Source organism: Veillonella seminalis (assembly GCF_003992065.1).
In the GTDB taxonomy this organism is placed as follows: domain Bacteria; phylum Bacillota; class Negativicutes; order Veillonellales; family Veillonellaceae; genus Veillonella_A; species Veillonella_A seminalis.
The window spans coordinates 1-24,117 of sequence record NZ_RQUZ01000011.1 but is presented as its reverse complement, the minus strand read 5'-3'; the positions used below and the strand labels follow the sequence as shown (position 1 = coordinate 24,117).

At 42.5% G+C, this 24,117-nt stretch carries 20 protein-coding genes; all 20 read left to right on the top strand.

Features of this window, described 5'->3' with window-relative positions; all coding sequences use genetic code 11:
- Nucleotides 1-114: 114 nt before the first annotated feature.
- A complete protein-coding gene (locus EO126_RS08200) occupies nucleotides 115-1,920 on the top strand; it encodes a B12-binding domain-containing radical SAM protein (RefSeq protein ID WP_127008423.1) in 1,806 nt (601 codons plus the stop codon).
- The gene (gene mnmL / locus EO126_RS08195; protein ID WP_006556633.1) at nucleotides 1,913-2,875 is read left to right on the top strand and encodes a tRNA modification radical SAM protein MnmL/YtqA; all 963 of its coding nucleotides are present in this window, start codon (nucleotides 1,913-1,915) and stop codon (nucleotides 2,873-2,875) included. The genes EO126_RS08200 and mnmL overlap by 8 nt, the downstream gene beginning before the upstream one ends.
- A gap of 51 nt (nucleotides 2,876-2,926) precedes the next feature.
- Complete coding sequence (locus EO126_RS08190) at nucleotides 2,927-4,036, top strand: PhoH family protein (RefSeq protein ID WP_006556634.1); 1,110 nt, start codon at nucleotides 2,927-2,929, stop codon at nucleotides 4,034-4,036.
- A gap of 5 nt (nucleotides 4,037-4,041) precedes the next feature.
- Nucleotides 4,042-4,536, top strand: coding sequence for an rRNA maturation RNase YbeY (gene ybeY, locus EO126_RS08185; protein WP_040771401.1), 495 nt, complete (start codon nucleotides 4,042-4,044; stop codon nucleotides 4,534-4,536).
- Entirely contained in the window at nucleotides 4,529-5,425 is an 897-nt protein-coding gene (gene era, locus EO126_RS08180) for a GTPase Era (RefSeq protein WP_006556636.1), read from the top strand. Before ybeY ends, era begins: the two co-directional genes overlap by 8 nt.
- A 6-nt stretch (nucleotides 5,426-5,431) precedes the next feature.
- Nucleotides 5,432-6,778, top strand: coding sequence for a hemolysin family protein (locus EO126_RS08175; protein WP_374111555.1), 1,347 nt, complete (start codon nucleotides 5,432-5,434; stop codon nucleotides 6,776-6,778).
- Nucleotides 6,779-6,784: 6 nt separating this feature from the next.
- Nucleotides 6,785-7,501 carry a DNA repair protein RecO gene (gene recO, locus EO126_RS08170; RefSeq protein ID WP_006556638.1) on the top strand — a complete coding sequence of 239 codons (717 nt, stop codon included), beginning with the start codon at nucleotides 6,785-6,787 and terminating at the stop codon, nucleotides 7,499-7,501.
- Nucleotides 7,502-7,673: 172 nt separating this feature from the next.
- Nucleotides 7,674-8,549: a glycine--tRNA ligase subunit alpha gene (gene glyQ / locus EO126_RS08165; protein ID WP_006556639.1), complete on the top strand. Its 876-nt coding sequence runs from the start codon at nucleotides 7,674-7,676 to the stop codon at nucleotides 8,547-8,549.
- 1 nt (nucleotide 8,550) lies between these two features.
- Nucleotides 8,551-10,602: a glycine--tRNA ligase subunit beta gene (gene glyS / locus EO126_RS08160; RefSeq protein WP_127008421.1), complete on the top strand. Its 2,052-nt coding sequence runs from the start codon at nucleotides 8,551-8,553 to the stop codon at nucleotides 10,600-10,602.
- 53 nt (nucleotides 10,603-10,655) lie between these two features.
- Complete coding sequence (locus EO126_RS08155) at nucleotides 10,656-12,059, top strand: DASS family sodium-coupled anion symporter (RefSeq protein WP_127008419.1); 1,404 nt, start codon at nucleotides 10,656-10,658, stop codon at nucleotides 12,057-12,059.
- Between the two features lie 188 nt (nucleotides 12,060-12,247).
- Nucleotides 12,248-12,589 carry a 50S ribosomal protein L19 gene (rplS, locus tag EO126_RS08150; protein ID WP_006556642.1) on the top strand — a complete coding sequence of 114 codons (342 nt, stop codon included), beginning with the start codon at nucleotides 12,248-12,250 and terminating at the stop codon, nucleotides 12,587-12,589.
- Nucleotides 12,590-12,876: 287 nt separating this feature from the next.
- The gene (gene ylqF / locus EO126_RS08145) at nucleotides 12,877-13,797 is read left to right on the top strand and encodes a ribosome biogenesis GTPase YlqF (protein ID WP_006556643.1); all 921 of its coding nucleotides are present in this window, start codon (nucleotides 12,877-12,879) and stop codon (nucleotides 13,795-13,797) included.
- Nucleotides 13,784-14,593 carry a ribonuclease HII gene (locus EO126_RS08140; RefSeq protein WP_006556644.1) on the top strand — a complete coding sequence of 270 codons (810 nt, stop codon included), beginning with the start codon at nucleotides 13,784-13,786 and terminating at the stop codon, nucleotides 14,591-14,593. Before ylqF ends, EO126_RS08140 begins: the two co-directional genes overlap by 14 nt.
- A 339-nt stretch (nucleotides 14,594-14,932) precedes the next feature.
- Complete coding sequence (locus EO126_RS08135; RefSeq protein ID WP_006556645.1) at nucleotides 14,933-15,289, top strand: YraN family protein; 357 nt, start codon at nucleotides 14,933-14,935, stop codon at nucleotides 15,287-15,289.
- A 31-nt stretch (nucleotides 15,290-15,320) separates the two neighbouring features.
- On the top strand, nucleotides 15,321-16,874 hold the full coding sequence (locus EO126_RS08130) for a YifB family Mg chelatase-like AAA ATPase (RefSeq protein WP_127008417.1): 1,554 nt from the start codon (nucleotides 15,321-15,323) through the stop codon (nucleotides 16,872-16,874).
- A gap of 141 nt (nucleotides 16,875-17,015) precedes the next feature.
- A complete protein-coding gene (dprA, locus tag EO126_RS08125) occupies nucleotides 17,016-18,182 on the top strand; it encodes a DNA-processing protein DprA (protein WP_127008415.1) in 1,167 nt (388 codons plus the stop codon).
- The gene (gene topA, locus EO126_RS08120; RefSeq protein WP_127008413.1) at nucleotides 18,172-20,478 is read left to right on the top strand and encodes a type I DNA topoisomerase; all 2,307 of its coding nucleotides are present in this window, start codon (nucleotides 18,172-18,174) and stop codon (nucleotides 20,476-20,478) included. Before dprA ends, topA begins: the two co-directional genes overlap by 11 nt.
- A gap of 127 nt (nucleotides 20,479-20,605) precedes the next feature.
- Complete coding sequence (gene trmFO, locus EO126_RS08115) at nucleotides 20,606-21,916, top strand: methylenetetrahydrofolate--tRNA-(uracil(54)-C(5))-methyltransferase (FADH(2)-oxidizing) TrmFO (RefSeq protein WP_006556649.1); 1,311 nt, start codon at nucleotides 20,606-20,608, stop codon at nucleotides 21,914-21,916.
- Complete coding sequence (hslV, locus tag EO126_RS08110; protein WP_006556650.1) at nucleotides 21,916-22,461, top strand: ATP-dependent protease subunit HslV; 546 nt, start codon at nucleotides 21,916-21,918, stop codon at nucleotides 22,459-22,461. Before trmFO ends, hslV begins: the two co-directional genes overlap by 1 nt.
- Before the next feature lie 92 nt (nucleotides 22,462-22,553).
- Complete coding sequence (gene hslU / locus EO126_RS08105) at nucleotides 22,554-23,957, top strand: ATP-dependent protease ATPase subunit HslU (protein ID WP_127008411.1); 1,404 nt, start codon at nucleotides 22,554-22,556, stop codon at nucleotides 23,955-23,957.
- The last annotated feature ends 160 nt before the right edge of the window (nucleotides 23,958-24,117 follow it).

The following is a 24,117-nucleotide window of genomic DNA, read 5'->3' as shown; positions in this document are numbered from 1 at the left end:
AAAGCGATATTCCCATTGGAGTTTTCACACAAAATTCTCAAGATATGATATAATGTAGATAATGACTAAGTTAGTGGCAGTGTAGTTAACTGCGATCATATGATGAGGATATTAATGAACATACTTTTAAGTACTTTAAATTCAAAATTTATACATTCGTCGTTGGCGCTCAGGTATTTGCGCGCTTTCGGGCGTACAAAGGGACAGGCATATGATATAGTGGAATACACTATTAATATGCCTGTTTTGGATATTATAAGTGATTTAACGGAACATGATGCCGATGTGGTGGGCTTTGCCTGCTACATTTGGAATATCGACATGACACTTCATGTAGCGTCTTTGTTAAAATCGGTACGGCCGCAGATAAAAATTGTACTCGGCGGTCCTGAAGTAACATATACGGCACGTCGTATTTTAGAACATCATCCCTATATTGATTATATTGTGCAAGGGGAAGGCGAAGAGGCCTTTTCTGCTTTGACAAAGCGCTTGCAAAACGGTGAATCGCCGTTGGAACCCGAGATAATCGGTATTTTAGGTCGCGGTGATAGTGATGCAGGTGCGAAGGGGCTCGGTCAAATTTTAGGTTCCGAAGAAGTGGCTGAAGTGGCTGATTTAAGTACAATCCCATTCCCGTATGAAGAAGCGGACATGGTGGATTTAGAGCATAAAATCATATACTATGAATCGTCCCGCGGTTGTCCGTTCTCTTGTCAATATTGTTTATCCGGGAATGCTAATACGGTACGATTTTTCCCACAGGAACGAACCTTTAAAGAATTACAGTGGTTTATCGACCATAAGGTAAAGCAGGTTAAATTTGTTGACCGTACCTTTAACTGTGCCAAGCATCATCATTTACCGTTGATGCAGTGGATTCATGATGCGGATACAGAGACAAATTTCCATCTCGAAATGGAGCCCGTATTAATGGGGCAGGAGGAAGTCGATTTACTCGTCAGTGTCCCAAAAGGACGAATGCAGATTGAAGTAGGTGTTCAGAGTACAAATCCGCAAACGTTAAAGGCGATTCGTCGTTATAACAATTGGGAGCACATCTGTGAAGTAATTCGACCGGTTATTGAATGTGGTCGCACTCATGTGCATATGGATTTAATTGTGGGCTTACCGCATGAACCGTATGAACGATTCGGCGAGTCTTTTAATGATGTATTCAGTCTGACACCGCATGCGTTACAAATCGGATTCCTCAAATTATTGCAAGGTTCCGGCTTGGAACGAAGCACGGAATATGATTATGTATATGACGCTAAGGCACCGTACGAAGTGTTGGCCAGTCATGTATTGCCTTATGATGAGGTTCGGTTTCTAAAACATTTTGAAGATGTATTTGAACGATTTTACAACAGTGAGCGTTTGCGTACTGTCTTCGGCTATTTGGGACGGCGTCTGATTGATACCGGTGATAGTGCCTTCCATTATTTTGAAAAATTGACCAAAGCTTGGATCGCTCAGAATTTGCATAAACGTAAATTGAATGACCGTGATCAAATGGCATTTTTACATGATTATTTTACTAAGCAAAATGATGTAATCAGTCGAGAACTCTTGGAATTTGATTGTCTTGTCAGCTTCGGCGGTAAGGTACGTGGTGATGAATTAGGTCTTCCGAAACAGACGAAAGAATTATTACAGTCGGGGGAAGCCTTTTGGCGTGACGAAGAGCTTGTTAAACAATATATTCCTAATTATCGGTTTGTGGAATGGCGACGAATTCGTCAAGATTATTGTGAACATACGGTATCATTGGCTACGGCTTTCATCTTGGGGGCTATTTCCGAAGCGGAACAAGCAACTTACATGTCAAAAGGCGTAACCGAGGTGACGTTAATTATAGATGTAAAACAACGGCAAAGACCGTTTGTGAGACCGGAGGCGGTATTAGTTAATGAGTGATACAACAAAACCGAAACGGTACCGAGCCATATCGGCTTTTTTGAAAGAAAAATATGGTGAAAAAGTATATAAATTACCGGTGGCTTTGCCGTTAACCTGTCCGAATCGTGATGGTTCGGTTGGTGTAGGCGGCTGTGTATTTTGCGGTGAAATCGGGGCCGGTTATGAAAACTTGCCGGCATCGATGACGGTCCGGGAGCAGCTTGAGAAGAATATTGCTCATATTGCTCCTAAATACAAGGCCTACAAATATATTCCGTATTACCAAAATTTCAGCAACACTTATTTGGAACCGGATCGATTTAGAGCGTATATGGAAGCCGGTTGCATCGACAGTACGGTGGGAATTGCTATTGCTACACGGCCTGATTGCATAAATGACAGGTATCTTGAGATTTTACAGGATATTAAAGAAAAATACGGGGTAGATATTTATCTGGAATACGGCTTACAGTCAGTTAACTATCATACATTGGAAAAAATCAATCGCGGTCACGGTATGGCGGAATTTATTGATGCGGTGCTGCGGACCAAGCGTTACGGGTTTAGTGTTTGTGCCCATATGATTGTTAATTTGCCTTGGGATACCATGACGGATACAATTGAAGGGGCCCGTATTTTGACGGCTCTCGGCGTTGATCAGGTTAAACTGCATGCACTGTATATAGTTAAGAATACATTAATGGCCAAATGGTATGAGGAAAAACAGTTTTCCTTAATCAGTGCCGACGAATATATTGAGCGAGTTATCGCGTTTTTACAACATTTGGATAAAGATATCGTGTTGCAACGGCTGGTAGGTCGGGCACCGGAAGAAAATACCTTGTTTACGAACTGGTCCATGGGCTGGTGGCGTATTCAAGAAGAAATAGAACGAAGACTGGAAGAACGTGATGTGCGACAGGGGGACTTATGTAACTATTTAAACGGCTCGGCAGTACGTAAATTTTTATAATTCCAACAGTTTTATTTTTAACAAACATATAAAAGGAGTAAGGAGAAGAGTATGACGGAACGAACATTTACGTTTCCACGCTATGAAATGGCAGTGCCTATTTTGGGTATGCAAGAACGTCATTTGAAAATTATTGTAGAAGAATTACCATGTCAGGTGGTGAGTCGCGGCGATACGTTGCAACTCAAGGGGGACGATGAAATCGTCAACCAATTCTGGCGCGTGTTGGAAGAATTAGTGTTCCTTTATAACGAAAGCAGTGCCATTACGGAACAGCAGATTCGTATGGCCGTAAGAATGGTGAAGTCAGGTAAAGCCGACTTGTTGCACACCATGTTTGAAGATACGATTAATGTGACTGTTAAAGGGCGTATGATTACGCCTAAGACGGAAGGTCAAAAGGTGTATGTTGACAGTATTCGTCGCAATACGATTACCTTCGGTATCGGCCCGGCCGGTACCGGTAAAACCTTCTTGGCGGTTGCTTTGGCAGCTTTTTATTTAAAAAATCGCGATGTAGAGCGTATTATTTTGACTCGTCCGGCTGTAGAAGCAGGTGAAAAACTCGGGTACTTACCCGGTGATTTAAAAGAAAAAGTAGATCCGTATTTAAGACCGCTTTACGATGCCTTAAATGATATGTTCGGTTTGGAACAGGTGGATCGTTTCATGTTGCGCGGTATCATCGAAGTAGCACCGCTCGCTTATATGCGTGGTCGTACTTTGGAAAATGCCTTTATTATTTTGGACGAAGCTCAAAATACAACGCCGGAACAAATGAAGATGTTTCTTACTCGTTTGGGTAATAATTCCAAAATGGTAATTAACGGTGACCGTACGCAGATTGACTTGCAGGGCCGCATGGTATCGGGCCTTATAGAAGCAGAACACGTACTTACCGGTTTGGCCGGTATTTCCATGGTTCACTTTACTGATGCCGATGTTGTTCGTCATGACCTCGTAAGTAAGATTATTCGCGCTTATGAACGGTATGAAGTGAAACGAACCGGTCGCGATTTAAATAAACCGTTAACGAAACAAAAGAAAGAAAAACCGGACAAAACCGATAAAAATCATAAAGAAGCTATGCAAGATGAGCAGGTTAAACAGTCTGAGATACCGGTGTTAACGGTAGATACACCACAAGAGGAAGGTCGGTGAAACCTATGATAGTAACAATCAGTTATGCAGAAGGCATGGAGCCTGCTGAAGGCGATCGTGTGGCAGCAGCCAATGAAGAAATCATTCAAAAAGTATGCGGTGAAGTAAGTGAAGTATACGGTCTCAGCGATGAAGAGGAATTGAGCGTTTTACTTTGCAATAATGAAGTAATTCATCAGCTTAACAAGGAATATCGCGGCATTGACCGACCAACCGATGTGTTGTCGTTTGCTCTTAATGAAGGCGATGAAATTGATGTGGAAGTAGAGACCCATTTAATCGGGGATTTGATTATCTCCTTGGAACGAACAGCGGAACAGGCTGAAGAGTACGGACATCCTTTTGAACGGGAGCTTGCATACTTGACGGTTCACGGCTGTTTACATATTTTAGGGTATGACCATATGACGGATGAAGATAAAGCGGAAATGCGCCGTGAAGAAGAATTCGTGCTCGGTAATTTAGGTTATGTGCGGGAGGATGCACCATATAATGAATAAAGATAAACATTTTAAGTCCGGTTTTGTAGCTGTTGTAGGGCGACCGAATGTTGGGAAATCTACTTTGATTAATGCACTCATCGGCGATAAAATTGTGATTGTTTCTGATAAAGCCCAGACGACGCGTAATCGTATCGTTTGTGTGTATATGGATGAGAAGAAACAGATTGTGTTCATGGATACGCCGGGGATTCATAAACCTAAGCATAAATTAGGTGAATTTATGGTAAAAGCAGCGGTTGATTCTTTGAAGGAAGTAGAAGCCGTATTATTCTTGGTGGCCGGTAATGAAAAACGCGGTCCCGGGGACAATTTTATTATTGAACAGCTTAAAAATGTTGATGTACCCGTATTTTTAGTTATTAACAAAATCGACACATTAGCCAAAGAACAAATTTTGGAAACTATTGTAGAATATCAGAATTTATATCCGTTTGAAGGGATTATTCCGATTTCGGCTCTTGAAAAAGATAATATTCATGAAGTATTGGATGTTTTGGAACAGGTATTACCGGAAGGTCCGCAATATTTCCCGGAAGATATGATTACAGATCAGCCGGAACGACTTATTATTGCTGATATTGTGCGTGAAAAGATATTACTTAAAACACGGGAAGAAATTCCTCATGCTATTGCCGTAGATGTGGATGAAATGAAACAACGCCCTGACGGTACAACCTATATTCGTGCAACTATCTATTGCGAACGAGACTCGCAAAAGGGTATAATAATCGGTAAAAAAGGAAATATGCTGCGTGAACTCGGCGCCGAAGCGCGTACCGATGTGGAACGTTTACTGGCTACAAAAGTCTATCTTGATTTATGGGTAAAAGTTAAGAAAGATTGGCGCAATAAATCAGGCATGTTGTCCGAATTTGGTTATGAATAGAAAGGACTGATTGGTATAGATACCCCCCTAGGGGCCGCCATATTATTGATCGGGTTGGCCGTAATTTGTATAGTAATGATTAATATTTTAGTGTTGGCTAAGTTTTCGTTTGCTCGTCTCAGTGAAGAACATTTGGATGATATTGAAGATTTGAGTGAAGTGGCGAAAGCTTATTTGCGGAATTTGTATAAACGACCGGCTCGTTTTATCAATACGGCACAATTTTTGATACTCTTTTTTATTGTTCTGCTCGCCGGCGTAGGCAGTGCATTAATGGCACCTTTTATTGCCGATTGGGAACGATTATTTGAAGTGGAAAGTGATTGGTTGTCCGTCGGTGTAGATTTTGTAATTATTGCTTTAATTGCCTTATCTATTCTCACGTTCGGTGAAATTATTCCGAAGGCCTTAGGCTTATCATTCCCGGTTCGTTATATCCGCTGGACTGCTAAAATCGTAATGGGTGTCGGTTTTATAGCAACGCCGCTCGTATGGCTTGCGGAAAAGGTAAGTGCCATCTTTTTAAAAAGTTTCGGCACCTTATATAAGAATGAACTTGACTTGGTACATACGGAAGAAGAAATTCGCATGATGGTCAATCGCAGTCATTCTGAGGGTAAGCTTGATCACGTGGAAGGCGAACTCATCGATAATGTGTTTGACTTTGTGGAACGTATGGCCCGTGAGGTTATGATTCCGCGTCAAGATGTAGATTGTATCTATGTGGAAGATGATTTTGACGAGACTTTGAAAATCATATCGGAGACAAGTCATACTCGTTATCCGCTTTGTATGGAAGATAAGGATCACGTAATCGGACTTGTTCACATTAAAGATTTGATGGAGCAAAAAGAAAAGGCTCGTAAAGATTTGCGTTTGGTTCGCCGTGATATTTTGACCGTTCCGGAAGTTATGAAACTTTCCGTATTGTTACAATATATGCGTACCCGCCGAATTTATCAGGCTGTGGTTGTTGATGAATACGGTGGTATGGTAGGTCTTGTATGTCTCGAGGATATTATCGAGGAACTCGTGGGCGATATTAAAGACGAACACGAAACAGATTTACCGGCTGTAGTAATCAATGATGACGGCACTTTCGATTTTGACGGTAAAGTTCTTGTTGATGAAGTGGAATATGCCATGCATGTCGATTTTGATGAACCGGAAGAAGATACAATCGGCGGTTATATCTTCGGTATGTTGGAACGAACCCCGGTTGTGGGTGATACGGTAGAACTGGCCGGTTATATTTTTACAGTAACGGAAATGCAGGGTTATCGTATTGCGCGTCTTAAAGCATCACCGGCACCGCCGGTTGAAGAACCGACTGAGGAAGATGAGAAGGAGTAATGCCGTATGAAAGGTCAAGGCACGATTAATTGTGATGCGGTGGTATTATATCGCCGTAAACGTAAGACCTATTCGGTAGTGACGTTTTTGACAAAACAACGTGGCATTCTTCATTGCTCTATTCCGCAACGTCGATGGCAAACCCTTAAAAATGCAGGCTACTTACAGCCGTTTAGTCAAGTATATATAACATTGTTACCCAATGGTGAGTATTATGATCTGCAGCAATTGGACGGCCGTTACTTGATTCGCTCGTTGGAAACGGATTTGGATAGTATTTGCTATGCTTCCTTTGCCGGCGAATTTATCAGTACGGCCTTTGCTGCGGAAGAACGAGACTCGGCGTTATATTCGCTGGTATTGCGTTTTGCCGAATTGATTCTCACCAAACCGGTGCCGTTGGCGGTTATTTTGCTTGGTTGGCAGCTTCTCAGTCTGGCCGGTTTTGTACCATCTGCTAAGGCCTATCAACAGGCGGACGGTGTGGCTCGCTTTGTGAAGGAATTTAGGGAGACTACCGGTTTTAATTTGTCGGCTGCGGCACAGCAAGCGGTGGGGCAAATTTTGCTTTATGATTGGCATGAGGCAACTTCGGTTCAATTGCCGCGAACTTTGTGGCGCGAGTTGGAACGAGGACTATTTGCTTACACAACGGTTCAGTTGGGTCAAGAATTGAGCTCCTTGAAATTCTTGCACGAAATGCAGGCTAAAGCATTTGACTAAGTTGTTATTGAGCGTTAAGAGTTAACGATACTATAATAAACAGTGGTATAATATTTGTGTTACAAACAACTTTTCAGCCGAGGACAATTGTTTTTGGTTGACAATATAAACGGGAATTGGTATGGTAACAGAAGTTAGTGTCCTAAAGGGCACCATGTTAGGAGGAACGAACATGACATTTCAAGAGATAATTTTAAATCTGCAAAAATTCTGGGCAGAGCAAGGTTGTATTTTACAACAGCCTTATGATATGGAAAAAGGGGCCGGTACCATGAACCCGGCGACTTTTTTGCACGCTATCGGACCTGAACCATGGTCGGTATGCTATGTGGAACCATCCCGTCGTCCGGCTGACGGACGTTACGGTGACAATCCGAACCGTTTGTTCCAACATCATCAATTCCAGGTTATTATTAAGCCATCCCCTGAAAACATTCAAGAATTATATTTGAAAAGTTTGGAAACATTGGGCATTCATGCTAAAGACCATGACATTCGCTTTGTTGAAGATAACTGGGAATCGCCAACTTTAGGCGCTTGGGGTCTCGGTTGGGAAGTATGGCTCGACGGCATGGAAGTAACTCAATTTACTTATTTCCAACAGGTGGGCAGTATCGATGTTAAACCGGTATCCGTAGAAATTACGTACGGTTTGGAACGTTTGGCCATGTACATTCAAGGCGTTGAAAACGTATATGACTTGAAATGGAATGAAAATGTAACATATGGTGATATTTGGCATCTTAATGAAGTGGAACAATCCGCCTACAGCTTTGACTTAGCCGATACGGATATGTTGTTCACTTTGTTTGATATGTACGAAAAAGAAGCAAAACGCATTTGCGAAGAAGGCTTTATTTTGCCGGCTTATGACTATGTGTTAAAATGCTCGCACACGTTTAATTTATTAGATTCGCGCGGTGCCATCAGTATCAGTGAACGTACTGCTTTTATCGGTCGCGTTCGCAGCTTGGCTCGTATTTGTGCTCAAGCTTATTTGAATAAACGTGAAGAATTAGGGTTCCCACTGTTGAAAGGAGATAAGTAATATGGCTGAAGATGTATTATTTGAAATTGGTGCTGAGGAAATCCCTGCCGGCGCCATGCCCGGCATTTTAGCACAACTTAAGTCCTTAACAGAAACCAAATTAGCGGAACATCACTTAAAATATGATGCAATTCGCACGATGGGCACGCCACGCCGTATTGCCTTAATGGTTGACGGTGCTGCGGATATGTCCGATGAATTGAGCGAACGCCATAAGGGTCCTTCCGCTTCCATTGCTTACGATGCGGACGGTAACCCTACTAAAGCAGCCATCGGTTTTGCACGCGGTAAAGGCATTGATGTGGCTGATTTAGTGGTGGAAGACGGTTATATTTATGCCGAAACTAAAACGGTCGGTGTAAAAGCTATGGACATTTTTACACAAATCTTGCCTGAATTGATTCACGGCTTAAGCTTCCCTAAATCGATGCATTGGGGCAATTTAGACGATAAATTTATCCGTCCGGTTCGCTGGATGTTGGCTCTTTTGGGCACAGCTGTGATTCCTGTGGAATTTGCGGGTGTTCGTTCCTCTAATTTCAGTCGTGGGCATCGTTTCCTCGGTGAACGTGGCGTGCTTGTACAGCATCCGGCTGATTATATTAAGAACTTAGAAGATAATTTCGTTATTGTCGATCAGGATAAACGTCGTGACATGATTACCAAACAACTTCACGACTTGGCAGCTTCCAAAAACGCCACTATCGTTTGGGATGATGATTTATTGGAAGAAGTTCTTTATTTGGTAGAATATCCGACAGCTTTATGCGGCTCGTTTGATGAAAGCTACTTAGCTTTGCCTGATGCAGCTGTTATTACACCGATGAAAGATCATCAACGTTATTTCCCATTGGTGGATAAAGACGGTAAATTATTGCCTATGTTCCTTACGGTTCGTAACGGTGACAGCCACAGCCTTGATGTAGTGGCGGCCGGTAATGAACGCGTATTGCGTGCTCGTTTGGATGATGCAAAATTCTTCTTCAACGAAGACCGTAAAAAAGCATTGGCCGATCGTTCCGAAGGTTTGAAAAAGATTGTCTTCCAAGAAGGTCTCGGTAACTTAGCCGATAAAACCGAACGTTTATTGGCTTTAGGCGAAGAATTCGGTGAAGCCTGCGGTCTTGATGAAGCTGAAATGGTTGAATTGGAACGTGCCACCGTGTTGGCCAAAACCGACTTAACAACCGGTATGGTAACTGAATTCACGGAATTACAGGGCGTTATCGGTAAAGAATATGCATTACTCGACGGTGAATCCACTGAAGTAGCCGAAGCTATTTTTGAACAGTATTTACCTCGATTTGCCGGTGATATTTTACCTAAAACTCCGGCCGGCAAAGTATTAAGTATTATTGATAAAGTCGATAATATTGTGGCAACCTTCAGTCGAGGTTTAATTCCGACCGGTTCCCAAGATCCATATGCACTTCGTCGACAGACAATCGGTGTGTTGAATATTTTAAGCAGCAGTGCTTTGAATGTATCCTTAGAACTGGTATGGCGTCAGGACCTTACTTTATTAGGCGTTCCGGAAGCTAAACATGATGAAATCGTAGGGCAGTTGACTAATTTCTTCGCGCTTCGTTTGAAAAATATCTACTTGGATCGTGAAGTTCCACATAATGTTATCGAATTGGTATTGTCCAATCCGACTGTTACGGTTGCTCAGGCTGACGGCTTGGTAAAAGCTATCATGGCTCATCGCATTGATGAAAATGTTGAGCTTGTTCAGGCTTATACCCGTATGTTTAACTTGGTGAAAAGTGAAACGTACCAGGCTGTTGATGAAATGCTCTTAAGTGATGAAGCGGAAAAAGCATTGTTTAAAGAAGCAATTCTTGCGTATGAAAACTCCCAAACAGCTCTTGAAAATAAGGACTATGATAAAGTGGTGGCTATTCCGGAAACATTGGTACCGGCTATTAACAAATTCTTTGAAGATGTTATGGTTATGGTTGACGATGCAGCCGTTAAAGCCAATCGCTTACAATTAGTTCGTTTGGCTTATGAGTCCATGGCTGTTATCGGTGATGTAAGCACTTTAAAATAAAATTGGGGAAATTTGAGAGAGAATAAATTTTTTATGTATGTGGGGATATATGTATGAATACTTTTACTCGTGCGGGGTTAACCGTTTTAATAGGGCTGATTATCTGGTTTTTGCCTCATACTGAGGCAATCAAGCCGGAAGGTTGGCATTTATTGGCCATTTTTATAGCTACGATTGCAGGCTTTATTTTGCGACCTTGGCCTACGGGGAGCATGGCTATCTTTGGTGTAGTTGCCGCAGTTGCAACTAAATCCATAACCATGGTTCAGGCCTTGGGCGGTTATGCGGAAGCTAATGTATGGCTCATCGTGGCGGCTGTATTCTTTTCGCGCGGTATTATTAATTCAGGTCTTGGCAAGCGCATTGCGTATACATTGATTCGTATATTCGGTACCAGTTCGTTGAAGTTGGCCTATGCGTTAGCTTGCGCCGATTTAATTATATCGCCGGCTACGCCGTCAAATACAGCTCGTGGGGGCGGAATTATTTTCCCGATTGTGCAAAATATTTCGCTTTCCTTCGGCTCCAATCCGCATGGTGACACGTCACGCAAAATCGGTGCTTATTTAATGACCACGGCACATACCATTAATACGATTACCGTTACCATCTTTTTAACCGCTTGCAGTGGTAACTTATTGATTACCTCCTTAGGCGCTAAATTGTTCGGTTACGATATTTCTTGGTGGGAATGGTTTCAGGCCGGTGTGATTCCCGGTGTAATTTGTATGATTTTAATGCCTTGGTTCATTTATAAAATCTATCCGCCTGAAATTAAGGCAACACCGGAGGCCCCTGCGATGGCTCAAAAAGAGTTGGATAAGCTGGGACCTGTCACAAAAAGTGAAATTTATGTGTCATTGATTTTTGTGGCCTGTATTATTTTATGGGCTACGGCTATATGGACTAAATTGCATCCTACCGCAGTTGCTTTGATTGGTGTACTCGCTTGTGTTGTTACAGGTTCCTTAACCTGGGATGATATACTGGGTGAAAAAACAGCCTGGGATATTCTTATTTGGATGGGGACGCTCGTAGGCATGGCCGGTTTGCTTGGTAAACTGGGTGTAGTTGCTGTATTTGCGGATTTTGTAAGTAACTTACTAAATGGTTATGACTGGTTCTGGGCTGCTTTCTTTGTATCGGCCGCCTTTGTGTATTCCCAATATTTCTTTGCCAGTGGAACGGCTCGTATTACAGCGTTGTTCTCAGCTTTTGCCGCTATTTTGGTGGCGATGGGGGCACCGATACCGTTTACGATTCTGCTATTTGGCTTGATGAACAGTCCGGGATGTACTTTGACACATTATAGTTCCGGCGTAACGCCTATTTTCTTCGGAGCCGGTTATGTACCGCAAGGTACATGGTGGCGTGTAGGATTGGCGATTTCGGTTGTGAGCTTTTTGATTCATTTCTGGGGCGGCGTACTGGGAATGAAATTATTCGGAATTCTTTAATCGTGTTGAAGCCAAGCGTAGCTTGGCGAAAATGCACCCCTGACGATAATAGTCGACAGAATTGAAAATTTTACAAAAATAGACTTGCTATATACAGTTGGTGTGTGATATTATAGTAGTGTTATTTTGAGATAGTCCGCTGCCTATGAGGTATGGGTAAGAATGTCTACAATAAGGAGGAAACAAAAGTGAACATTATTAACGTACTTGAGCAAGAACAGCTTCGTGCAGACATTCCTGCATTCCGCGCCGGTGACACCGTTCGTGTACACGTAAAGGTTGTCGAAGGCACTCGTGAACGTATCCAGGTTTTCGAAGGCTTGGTTATTAACCGTCAAGGCGGTAGCGTTCGTGAAACTTTCACTGTTCGTCGTATTGCTTCCGGTGTGGGTGTAGAACGTACATTCCCACTTCACAGCCCACGTTTGGCTAAAATCGAAGTTATGCGTCGTGGTGTGGTTCGTCGTGCTAAGTTGTATTACTTACGTAATCTCACTGGTAAAGCTGCGCGTATTCGCGAAAAACGCTAATTTCACAAATAAAGGGTTGCCGTTGGCAGCCCTTTATTTTTTGCATGTTATAATAAATATATAAATGATTGAATCATTTTTTATTAATATTGTTTGATTACACGAATTGCATAAATTAAGAAGTTTACCGAATACTTTGCATGTCAGATAATATATATTAGATATAGCATAAGAAAATCTGATAAATAATCTCTTGGGGTTAAACTGATTTTCTTAACCCGTATATTGATACATGCATAATAATCGGTTAAAATTGAACGAATATAGGATTAAAGGAGGCGATACCTATGGCAGATACAAAACAGGATGTATTTCCGGTCGTGCATTGGTTCCCGGGACATATGGCCAAAGCCACCCGTATGATTAAGGAATATGTTAAGAAAGTAGACGTAGTCATTGAATTGTTGGATGCTCGTATTCCGCGAAGCAGTGCCAATCCCGTTATTAGTGAAGTAGTCGGTCAAAAGCCGCATATTGTGGTGTTAAATAAGGCTGATTTGGCGAATCCTCAGGCTACAAAGGAATGGGTTGCCTATTTTGAAAAACAGGGCCTTACAGTCTTGGCGATTGATTCTAAAACAGGCAAGGGTAATAAACAATTGGTAAAAGCCGTTGAACGTTTGGCACAACCTATTATCGATAAATGGAAAAACAAAGGCATTCGCAGCCGTTCTGTACGTACAATTATCTTGGGGATTCCGAATGTAGGTAAATCCACGTTGATCAATAAATTAGCCGGTGCCGCCGCTACCCGTACGGCCGATAAACCGGGGCATACACGTGGTCAGCAATGGGTTAAAATCGGTAAAGATTTAGAGCTTCTCGATACACCGGGTGTATTGTGGCCTAAGTTGGAAGACCAGCGGGCAGCTGCTCGTTTGGCTATGACCGGAGCTATTTCCGATGATGTTTATGATTTGGAATCGGTTATGAAACAGTTATTGAATCAAGTGAATGAGGCTAATCCGGATCTCTTGGCGGAACGTTATAAATTAAAACCGGAAGAACTGGGTGATGCGAATCAACTCTTGGAATCCATCGGTCGCCGTCGCGGTTGTTTGGTGAGCGGCGGTATTGTAGATTTGGAAAAAGCACGTCGCATAGTGCTCGCCGATTATCGCAATCAAAAACTGGGCAATTTAACTTTAGACGGTGTTAATGAAGAACCGTTAGCCACAGAGGATGACACAAAGCATGACGAAGAATGAATTTGATGCCTTAACGGTGAAAGAAATTAAAACATTGTTGGAAACAACGCAGTTTGAATTTGATGTACTATTATGGGCCCAAGAAGACAAACGATCTTCGGTGCGTAAATTGGCGGCGGCGTATGTGATGCGTCAAAAGAAGCAATTGGCTGAATTTCAACGTTTGAATGCTCTCTATAGCTATGAAAACAGCTTTTATGAAGAAGGTATTTATGAAGTTGCCGGGGTCGATGAAGTAGGTCGCGGTCCTATTGCCGGACCGGTGACGGTGGCAGCCGTTATTTTACCGCCCAATGCTCAAATCGAAGGACTCAATGATTCTAAAAAAATCGCTCCTCATAAGCGTGAATTGATTTATGATGAAATCATGCGTCAAGCGGTAGCTGTAAGTTGTATTTCCTATGGTCCTGAAAAAATTGACAGTCTCAATATTTATCGAGCTACTCAGACGGCGATGTATGAAGCCGTTAATACTCTAAAGGTACCGGCTAAGGCTGTATTGGTGGATGCTATGCCGTTGCCTGAACTTACTGTTCCTGTTGAATCGCTTATTAAGGGCGACAGCAAGAGTGCCTCTATTGCGGCCGCTTCTATAGTGGCGAAAGTAACTCGTGACCGTTATATGGAGTCATTGGACGAAGAATATCCCGCTTATGGGTTTGCCATTCATAAGGGGTATTTTACACCGCTTCATCGGGAAGCTTTGGAACAGCAGGGCGTAACGCCGCTGCATCGGAAAAGCTTTGAGCCGATTAAAAGCATGGTTGGTTTTCAAGCTGAAACAGTAAAGAAATAATCTTATTACGATTGTAATTTATAATAAGTTATAGTTATACTTTATGATAAAGATTAAACTGCATACAATTACAAACCGGTCGGCAGACCGGTTTTTTGTATTGTTTTTATCTTATTTTATTTGGGTAACAGTTGAAAGTCGAATATTTTGTTTTGAATAAATATACCCGAATTATGAGAACAAATTATTTTAAATTGTCAATTCAAATATAGTACTGTTATAGAACCCATCGTATCAAAGCACCGTGAAGTTGAATTTACAGTTTCTGTAATATCTGTTAAGGTAAAGAACAAAGGGAGTATGTACCTTATAAAAATCGATTTAGGGAGGCTGTTAGATTTGACAAACAAAGAGTTGGGAAATTTCGGCGAGACTAAAGCGTGTGAATATTTATTACATAATGAGTATGAAATAATAGCACGTAATATACGTACGCGTTATGGTGAATTGGATATTATAGCCAAAAAAGAAGGTGTTCTCATTGCTGTTGAAGTAAAAACACGGCGCACCGGACAATTCGGATTGCCTTGTGAAGCTGTCACTCCGTTAAAGCAAAATCATATACGACGCAGTCTGGAAGTATATTTAGCACAATACAGTAATACAGAGATTTCGATTCGCTTTGATGTGGTTGAAGTCTATATATGCAATGGGACTCATCATGAGATTCGACATTTAAAAGGCTGTTTTTGTTAATTAGACGGAGTTTTATAGGGGACGGGATTGTATGTATGCAAAAACAAAGGGTATGGTGTTATATGGACTCACGGCTAAAGTGGTGACCGTTGAAGTTGATATAGCGCGAGGCTTGCCTTGTTTTGAAATAGTGGGCTTGCCTACGGCAGCCGTAAGAGAAGCTAAGGAAAGAGTGCGAGCGGCCATTCGCAATGCGGGATTTGAATTTCCCATGCGACGTATCGTTATAAATTTGGCACCTGCCGATATTCGTAAAGACGGGTCCGGTTTGGATCTGGCCATAGCGATGGGCGTCCTTTTGGCATCTGACTCAATACGGCTTAATAGTGAAAAAATGCGGTTACTGGCAGAGGCTTCAGTTTTTATCGGGGAATTGTCGTTAGAGGGGCAGCTTAAAGGAACGAGTGGCGCCTTAGCTTTGGCCTTGGGTGCCCGTGAACAACAAATTCAAAGGTTATATACAGCACCATTCGTGGGGGTAGAAATGAAACACGGCTTCGGCGGTGATGTGGTAATTGCCTCCTCACTTAAAGATCTGGTAGCCATGGTTGAAGGAAAATTGCCTGAAGTATTGGCTAAAAAGATAGTGTCGGATTCGAGTTCTGATACGGGATTGTCTGATTTTAAAGAAATTAAAGGGCAATATATAGCTAAAAAAGCACTTGAAATAGCAGCTGCCGGCGGTCATCATGTACTTTTGACGGGATCACCGGGGGCGGGCAAGACGATGTTGGCTAAGGCTATGCCTTCCATATTGCCGCCACTTACGGAAGCGGAGCAATTGAGTATCAGCCGAATATACAGCGTAGCCGGTTTATTACCGGCAGAAGGCCTAATGCAGACGAGACCTTTCAGAAGTCCGCATCATACGATTACTTTAGCCGGTATGGCCGGAGGCGGCAGTATTCCAAAACCCGGTGAATTGACGTTGAGCCATGAAGGGGTGCTCTTTTTAGACGAAGCTCCGGAATTCTCCCGTTCTGTTTTGGAGGTGTTAAGACAACCGTTGGAAGAAGGGGTTATACATATATCCAGGGCAAACGGCACATTTACATATCCATGCCGTTTTATATTGTTAATGGCCATGAATCCTTGTCCTTGCGGTTGGCATGAGGGAGGTGAAGGTCATACTTGCACTTGTACACCTTGGCAAATTGAGAATTATATTAAACGATTGTCGGGGCCGTTGTTGGATAGAGTCGATATGGTGATTCATGTAAGCCGACCGTCTTATGAAGAACTTCAGGCTACAGACGATAATGAATCGTCCGTTACTATCCGTGAAAGGGTCATCAGAGCCCGTATGATTCAGCAGTATCGGTGTGAAAAATTGGGGTATGACGGTTTATTGAATAGTCATACTAACGGATTGCTTAATAGCGAGTTAAGCCATGCTCAATTGGCTAAGGTATGTAAGACTACCGATGCAGCCCAACAGATATTGGCACAGGCGTTTCAGCGGTTAGATATAAGCATTCGCAGTTATGATAAGATTTTGCGCGTAGCCAGAACCATTGCCGATTTAGCCGGTGATGAGCGTGTTGACACCAATCATATAGCTGAGGCGCTGAGTTATCGTATGTAGTGAATTTAATTTGAATATAAAGTTAAGGTACAGTTGGATTAAACTTTATAAAATAGAATTTTAATAGTATAGATAGGTGTATGAAACTATGGAATTTCTAATGGGAAAATTCTAAGAAATAATTATATAGGGGAGTTACAGATGGAGACAGCTACAGATCTATCGAAAGAACGTCTTATTTTAGCCGCTTTGGGCTCTTTACCGGGGGTAGGCAGTGTAACTATAGGTGAGGCTTTAAAGCATTACGGAACGCCTACAGAGCTTTGGCAGGCTGTACAAAAAGATAAAGCTGTCGATAGCCGGGTACAGTTAAGGGAAAATTATAAAAAAGCGTTAAGCCAAGGTATTTTGAATGTGGACTTGGGCGAACTTGAACATGAGTTGAAAAAATATCAGATTCAGGTAATCGGCCGGAATGATGATGTGTATCCTAAAGAGCTCCGTGAAATATTCAATCCGCCGCAAGTTTTATTTTATCGAGGCAATCTGGCGGCACTTACCGCTAATCATAAAATAGCTATGGTCGGAGCCCGTAATTGTACGCCTTACGGACGCAACGTGGCAACCGTTTTTGCAGCCGAACTTGCCGGATATGGTATAGTCATAGTCAGTGGCGGCGCTCGGGGAATCGATTCTTATGCCCATGAAGGGGCACTTAAGGGCCGAGGCACAACAATTGCCGTTATGGGCTGCGGTCTTGATCAAAGCTATCCGCGCAGTAATGCAAAATTATTTCGGAAAATCCTGGATAATGGTGGTTTGCTGTTATCTGAATACGGTCCCGGAGTTTTGCCGCGAGCCGGTTTTTTCCCAATGCGTAATCGTATTATCAGCGGTCTTGTAAAAGGTGTTATTGTGGTGGAGGCGAAATCGCGAAGCGGCTCTTTAATTACAGCCGATATGGCCAATAATGAGGGACGTGATGTGTTTACCGTACCCGGGAATGTGCTGACCGATGAATTTAAGGGGAATCACTGGCTCTTGGAAGAAGGTGCCGTTTTATTGACAAAAGCTTCACAAGTACCTGATATGTATAATTGGCAATGCACTGAAACCCCGACCGGTCAAAAAAGCAGTAGCCATAAAGGCGTTGGTATGTTAAGCTTTACTTTGGAGGAACGAAAGATTTTGGCGTCATTATCAAATGAACAGGAAACATCTTTGGAAACCTTAGCCATGACGACAAAACTTTCAGAGGGAGCACTCCACATGAGTCTATTATCCTTAGAACTTAAGCAGTGTATTGAACGAACTGCTTCAAAGGGGTATATAATATTGGAATATGGGAGGAATCAGTTTGTCCATTAAACGTTCTATTGTAATCGGTGAGAAAGACACCGCCAATATAAAGAAAGAAGAACGCCGTTTGGAAGGCAAAGTGGCGGTAACCGCCAAGGGGAAAGCCAAACCGGTAATGCAGGCCGTAGGTGATTTAGCAAAAACTTTACCGCCTCGTACGTATAATCCGGATGGCAAAACGCTGGTCATTGTGGAATCACCGGCGAAGTCTAAAACAATCGAGAAATTCTTGGGCCCTGACTATGTAGTAAAAGCAAGTATGGGCCATTTACGTGATTTACCGAAAAGTCAACTCGGTATTGATATTGAAAACGGCTTTGTACCGCGCTATTCTAATTTGACGACGCGCAAAAAGCTCATAGAAGAATTACAACATGAAGCGGACGAATCAAAAGCCATTTTACTGGCAACTGACCCGGACCGCGAAGGGGAAGCTATTTCTTGGCATTTAGCGTATATACTCAATGTAGATGAAGCTTCTAAATGTCGTATTACTTTTAACGAAATTACGAAGCATGCAGTGGCGGAAGCTATTAATTCACCGCGTACGATTGATAAAAATATGGTGGATGCTCAACAGGCACGCCGTATGTTGGACCGTATTGTAGGTTATAAATTGAGCCCGTTATTGTGGCGTAAAGTATGTAAAGGCTTAAGTGCCGGTCGTGTACAGTCCGTAGCGGTTCGCCTAATATGTGAACGGGAACGGGAAATTCAGGCGTTTGTTCCTGAAGAATACTGGTCCATTGAAGGCCATTATGTAACAGCGGATAAAGAAAGTTTTACGGCCGAGTTAACGCATAAGGGTGATGAAAAAATCGCCATCGCTGATGAAGCGGCGGCTATGGCTATTCGCGATGAATTAGCCGGTCAAACCGCCGATGTTACTAAAGTTGAACGCCGTAAACGTTCCCGTAAAGCGCCGGCACCGTTTACAACCTCAACCTTGCAACAGGAAGGTGTTCGTAAGCTGAATTTCGGGGCCAAACGCACGATGATGATTGCTCAGCATTTATATGAAGGTCTTGAAATCGGCGGCTACGGTCATGTCGGTTTGATTACCTATATGCGTACCGACTCGACACGTATTGCCGTGGAAATGCAGGAGGCGGCTAAACAATATATTTTGAGTCATTTCGGTAAAGAATACTATCCGGCTAAACCGAATGTATTCGGTACTAAGAAAAGCAGCCAAGATGCGCACGAAGCTATCAGACCGACATCGTTGGAATTACCGCCGAAAATGGTGGAACCATTCCTCAGTCGTGATGAGTTAAAACTTTATACTTTGATTTGGAATCGATTTATGGCCAGTCAAATGGCTCCGCAACAGTCGGAAACGGTAACCGCTCAGTTACAGGCCGGAGAGTATAAATTACGGGCATCCGGCAGTAAAGTCGTATTCAAAGGTTTTACCGAAGTATACGAAGAAGCCAAGAAAGAAGGGGATGAACCTAAGTTAATCCCTATCATGTCGGAAGGTGACACTGCTATCAATACGGATATTATGCCACAGCAACATTTCACACAGCCACCGGCACGCTATTCGGAAGCCAGTCTTATTAAAACATTGGAAGAACGCGGTATCGGTCGTCCAAGTACATATGCACCGATTATTGATACCATCATGACGCGTAACTATGTAGAAAAGCAGGATAAGCAATTTATTCCGACGGAACTCGGTTTTGTCGTAGTTGATTTCTTAATTGTTCATTTTGAAAAATTCATCAATGTTGATTTTACCGTTCATTTGGAAAAAGACCTCGATGATATTGCCGGTGGTGAAGAAACCTACCAGGATGTATTGAGTGAGTTCTACACGGTCTTTGCTAAAGAATTGGACGAAGCCAATGAAGTAGATAAAGTTAAGATTGCTGATGAAGAAAGTGATGTAATTTGTGACGTGTGCGGCAGTCCTATGGTTTATAAATTCGGACGTTTCGGCCGCTTTTTGGCATGCTCCAACTTCCCGGATTGTAAGAATACCAAACCGATTACGGTGAGCACCGGTGTTACTTGTCCTAAATGTCATGAAGGAACCATTGTGGAACGTAAATCGAAACGCGGTCGTATTTTCTATGGTTGCGATCGTTATCCGGCGTGTGATTTTACTCTATGGAATAAGCCGATTAACGAAACTTGTGAGACTTGCGGCAGTATCATGACTGAAAAGACGTACAAAAACGGTACGACCAAGAAATTCTGTTCCAATGAAAATTGTCCGACCCAGCCGAAAAAACGGACTCGTAAGAAAAAAGCTGATGACAGTGATAAAACTGCAACTGATTCAAAGTCAGCCGAATAAAGAAATAAAAGATGAAGAATCAGAAAATTAAACCAGCTGCTTAATACAGCTGTATTGATCAGTGAAGTATTAAGTAATATTAACAGTTAAGTATTAAGTAGTATTAGAAATATCAAAGGAGGATATTGTGACTACATCTAAAGTTACGATTATCGGAGCCGGTTTGGCCGGTTCGGAAGCGGCTTGGCAATTGGCTAAGCGCAATATACCCGTTACTTTGTATGAAATGCGGCCACAACGGACTTCGCCGGCCCATCATACAGAAAATTTTGCCGAATTGGTATGCAGTAATTCTCTGCGAGCCGGAAATATAGAAAATGCGGTAGGCCTTTTAAAAGAAGAAATGCGTCAGCTTGATTCGTTGATTATGGCTTGTGCCGATGCAACCGCTGTACCGGCAGGCGGCGCCTTAGCGGTGGACCGCCATTTATTCAGTGAAATGGTAACAAAAAAATTGTCGGAGCATCCGATGGTGACAGTTATTCGTGAAGAAGTTACGGAATTACCGGCAGAAGGTATTGTTATTGTAGCGGCCGGACCGCTCCTGTCTGATGCTTTGGCCGAACAGGTAAAAGCCAAGACCGGTACCGGTGATTTCTATTTCTATGATGCGGCCGCTCCGATTGTAACAGCGGAATCGCTTAATTATGATAAAGTGTTTGCCGCTTCTCGCTATGATAAAGGCGACGCGGATTATTTGAACTGTCCGATGACGGAAGAAGAATATAAAGCATTCTGGGATGCTTTGACAACGGCTGAAGTAGCGGAAGTTAAAGAATTTGAAAAAGAACAATACTTTGAAGGTTGTATGCCGGTAGAAATTATGGCATCGCGCGGTATTGATACATTGCGTTTCGGTCCGTTAAAACCGGTGGGTCTTGTGGATAAGCGGACTAATCAAGAGTCGTATGCGGTTGTTCAGCTTCGCAAGGAAAATAAAGAAGCGACTATGTTTAATTTGGTTGGTTTCCAAACACATCTCAAATGGGGCGAACAAAAACGAGTATTCTCCATGATTCCGGGACTTGAAAATGCGGAATTTGTACGTTATGGTGTAATGCATCGCAATACGTACATTAATTCACCGACTTTGTTGAATGAATATTTCCAATTGATTGCAGATCCGCGTTTCTTCTTTGCCGGTCAGATGACAGGTGTTGAAGGGTATTTGGAATCGGCCGCATCCGGTCTTATGGCCGGCCTTCAAGTAAGTCGTATTTTGGAAGAAAAAGCGCCGGTCAGCTTCCCACGCACTACGGCGATGGGCGGTTTAAGCCATTATATTAGTGAATATGAAGGTTCCGATTTCCAGCCGATGAATATTAACTTTGGTATAATGGAATCATGGCCGGCTAAAATCCGCAAAAAGAAAGAAAAAAATGCCTTAATTGCGCAGCGTGCGTTAGATACCTTAATGGCGCTGAAGGAGGAATTATAATGAGTGTAGAATTTCACGCAACCACAATATGTGCCGTTAAACGTGATAAATCTGTTGCCATTGCCGGTGACGGTCAGGTTACGATGGGGCAAAGTGTGGTAATGAAAAATACGGCCCAAAAAGTTCGCCGTTTGTATAATGGTAAGGTTATTTCCGGTTTTGCCGGATCTGTAGCCGATGCCTTTACTTTATTTGATAAATTTGAAGCTAAATTAAATCAATATAACGGACAATTGGTTCGCAGTGCCGTTGAACTTGCTAAAGAATGGCGTAGCGATAAAATGCTTCGTAATTTGGAAGCTCTTTTATTGGTAACAGATGGTAAAACTATTTTGTTGGTGTCCGGTAACGGTGAAGTGATTGAACCGGACGACGGCATTTGTGCCATCGGTTCCGGCGGTAATTATGCATTGGCAGCAGCTCGTGCTTTGGCAGCTAATACGGACCTCAGTGCTCGTGAAATCGCTGAAAAGGCACTTCATATTGCAGCTGATATTTGCGTATATACAAACCATAATGTCATTGTTGAAGAGCTGTCCGAATAGTCATAACGGATATCGGTCACAGCTGTTAATATTACAATATACATCGACCGAAGCCATCCCATAGGGGGGCAGGTTACAGTATGGAGGTTTTGATGGATAATAATAACTTTACACCACGCCAAATTGTGGCGGAGTTGGATAAATATGTTATCGGGCAATCGGAGGCCAAAAAGATGGTGGCTATCGCATTGCGCAATCGTTGGCGTGCCAAACAGTTGCCTGAAGACGTTCGTGAAGAATATACACCAAAGAACATTTTGCTCATCGGTCCTACCGGTGTAGGTAAAACGGAATTGGCTCGTCGCATGGCAAAATTGGTAAAAGCTCCGTTTGTTAAAGTGGAAGCCACTAAATTTACGGAAGTCGGTTATGTGGGTCGTGACGTTGATCAAATGATTCGTGATTTGGTTGAAAACTCCGTGCGCATGGTTAAAGAAGAAATGATGGAAGGTCAGCAGGAAAAAGCAGAAGAACTTGCCAATAAACGTTTATTGCAAATTCTTTGGCCTAAAAAGGAATCGGAATCTAAAAAGATGACAAATCCATTGGAAATGCTTTTTGCCAATCCTGAAGATACCGCTAAAGAAGAAGAAAAGAAAGAGCAAGAAGAACCGGAAATGTCTGAAAAGCGTACTCAGTTCTTCGAGCAACTTAAAAATGGTCTCATGGATAGCCGTGAAATCGAAATCGAAGTGGAAGAACAGGCCAAGGCTTTTGCAATGCCATTAAACGGTTCTCCAGACGGTATGGGTACCGATATTTCCGAAATGTTCGGTAACTTATTACCTAAGAAAAAGAAAAAACGCCATACCACAGTTGGTCAGGCGCGTAAAATTTTTGTGCAGGAAGAAGCTCAAAAATTATTGGATATGGATGCCGTTACCGATCGTGCCGTTATGTTAGCGGAACAAGAAGGCATCGTATTCATCGATGAGTTCGATAAAATTGCAGCTCGTAGCGGTGCGTCCGGTCCGGATGTATCTCGTGAAGGCGTGCAGCGCGATATTTTACCTATTGTAGAAGGTGCAACGGTAAATACAAAATATGGACCTATTAAAACGGAACATATTTTGTTTATCGCGGCCGGTGCCTTCCATGTGTCGAAACCGTCCGATTTAATTCCTGAATTACAGGGCCGTTTCCCAATTCGCGTAGAACTTAACAGCTTGACGCAGGAAGATTTTAAAGAAATTTTGACTACGCCGCAACAAGCATTATTGAAACAGTATCATATGCTCCTTAAAGCCGATAAAGTGACGATTCACTTTAAGGAAGAAGCGATTGATAAAATTGCCGAATTGGCTTATCGAGTAAACAATGAAACTGAAGACATTGGTGCGCGTCGATTGCACACGATTTTAGAAAAATTATTACAGGACATTTCCTTTAATGCACCACCAAGTGAAGAAGTGGATGTAACAATTACGGCCGAAATGGTAGAAGAACGTTTAGGCACTATCGTTGAAGACGTTGATTTGTCCGGCTATATTTTGTAATTATTGGCTTAAGGGGTAAACCGGTAGTTGCTAATGTAATTCGATAGTAATACCGGTAATTTAAAGTAGCCGTATTTACTGAAAGTTTGGCCTATAGGACATTTTGAGTTGGTTTTTAGACCGATGAGACTAGTATTTATCTAGTCTTGTCGGTCTTTTA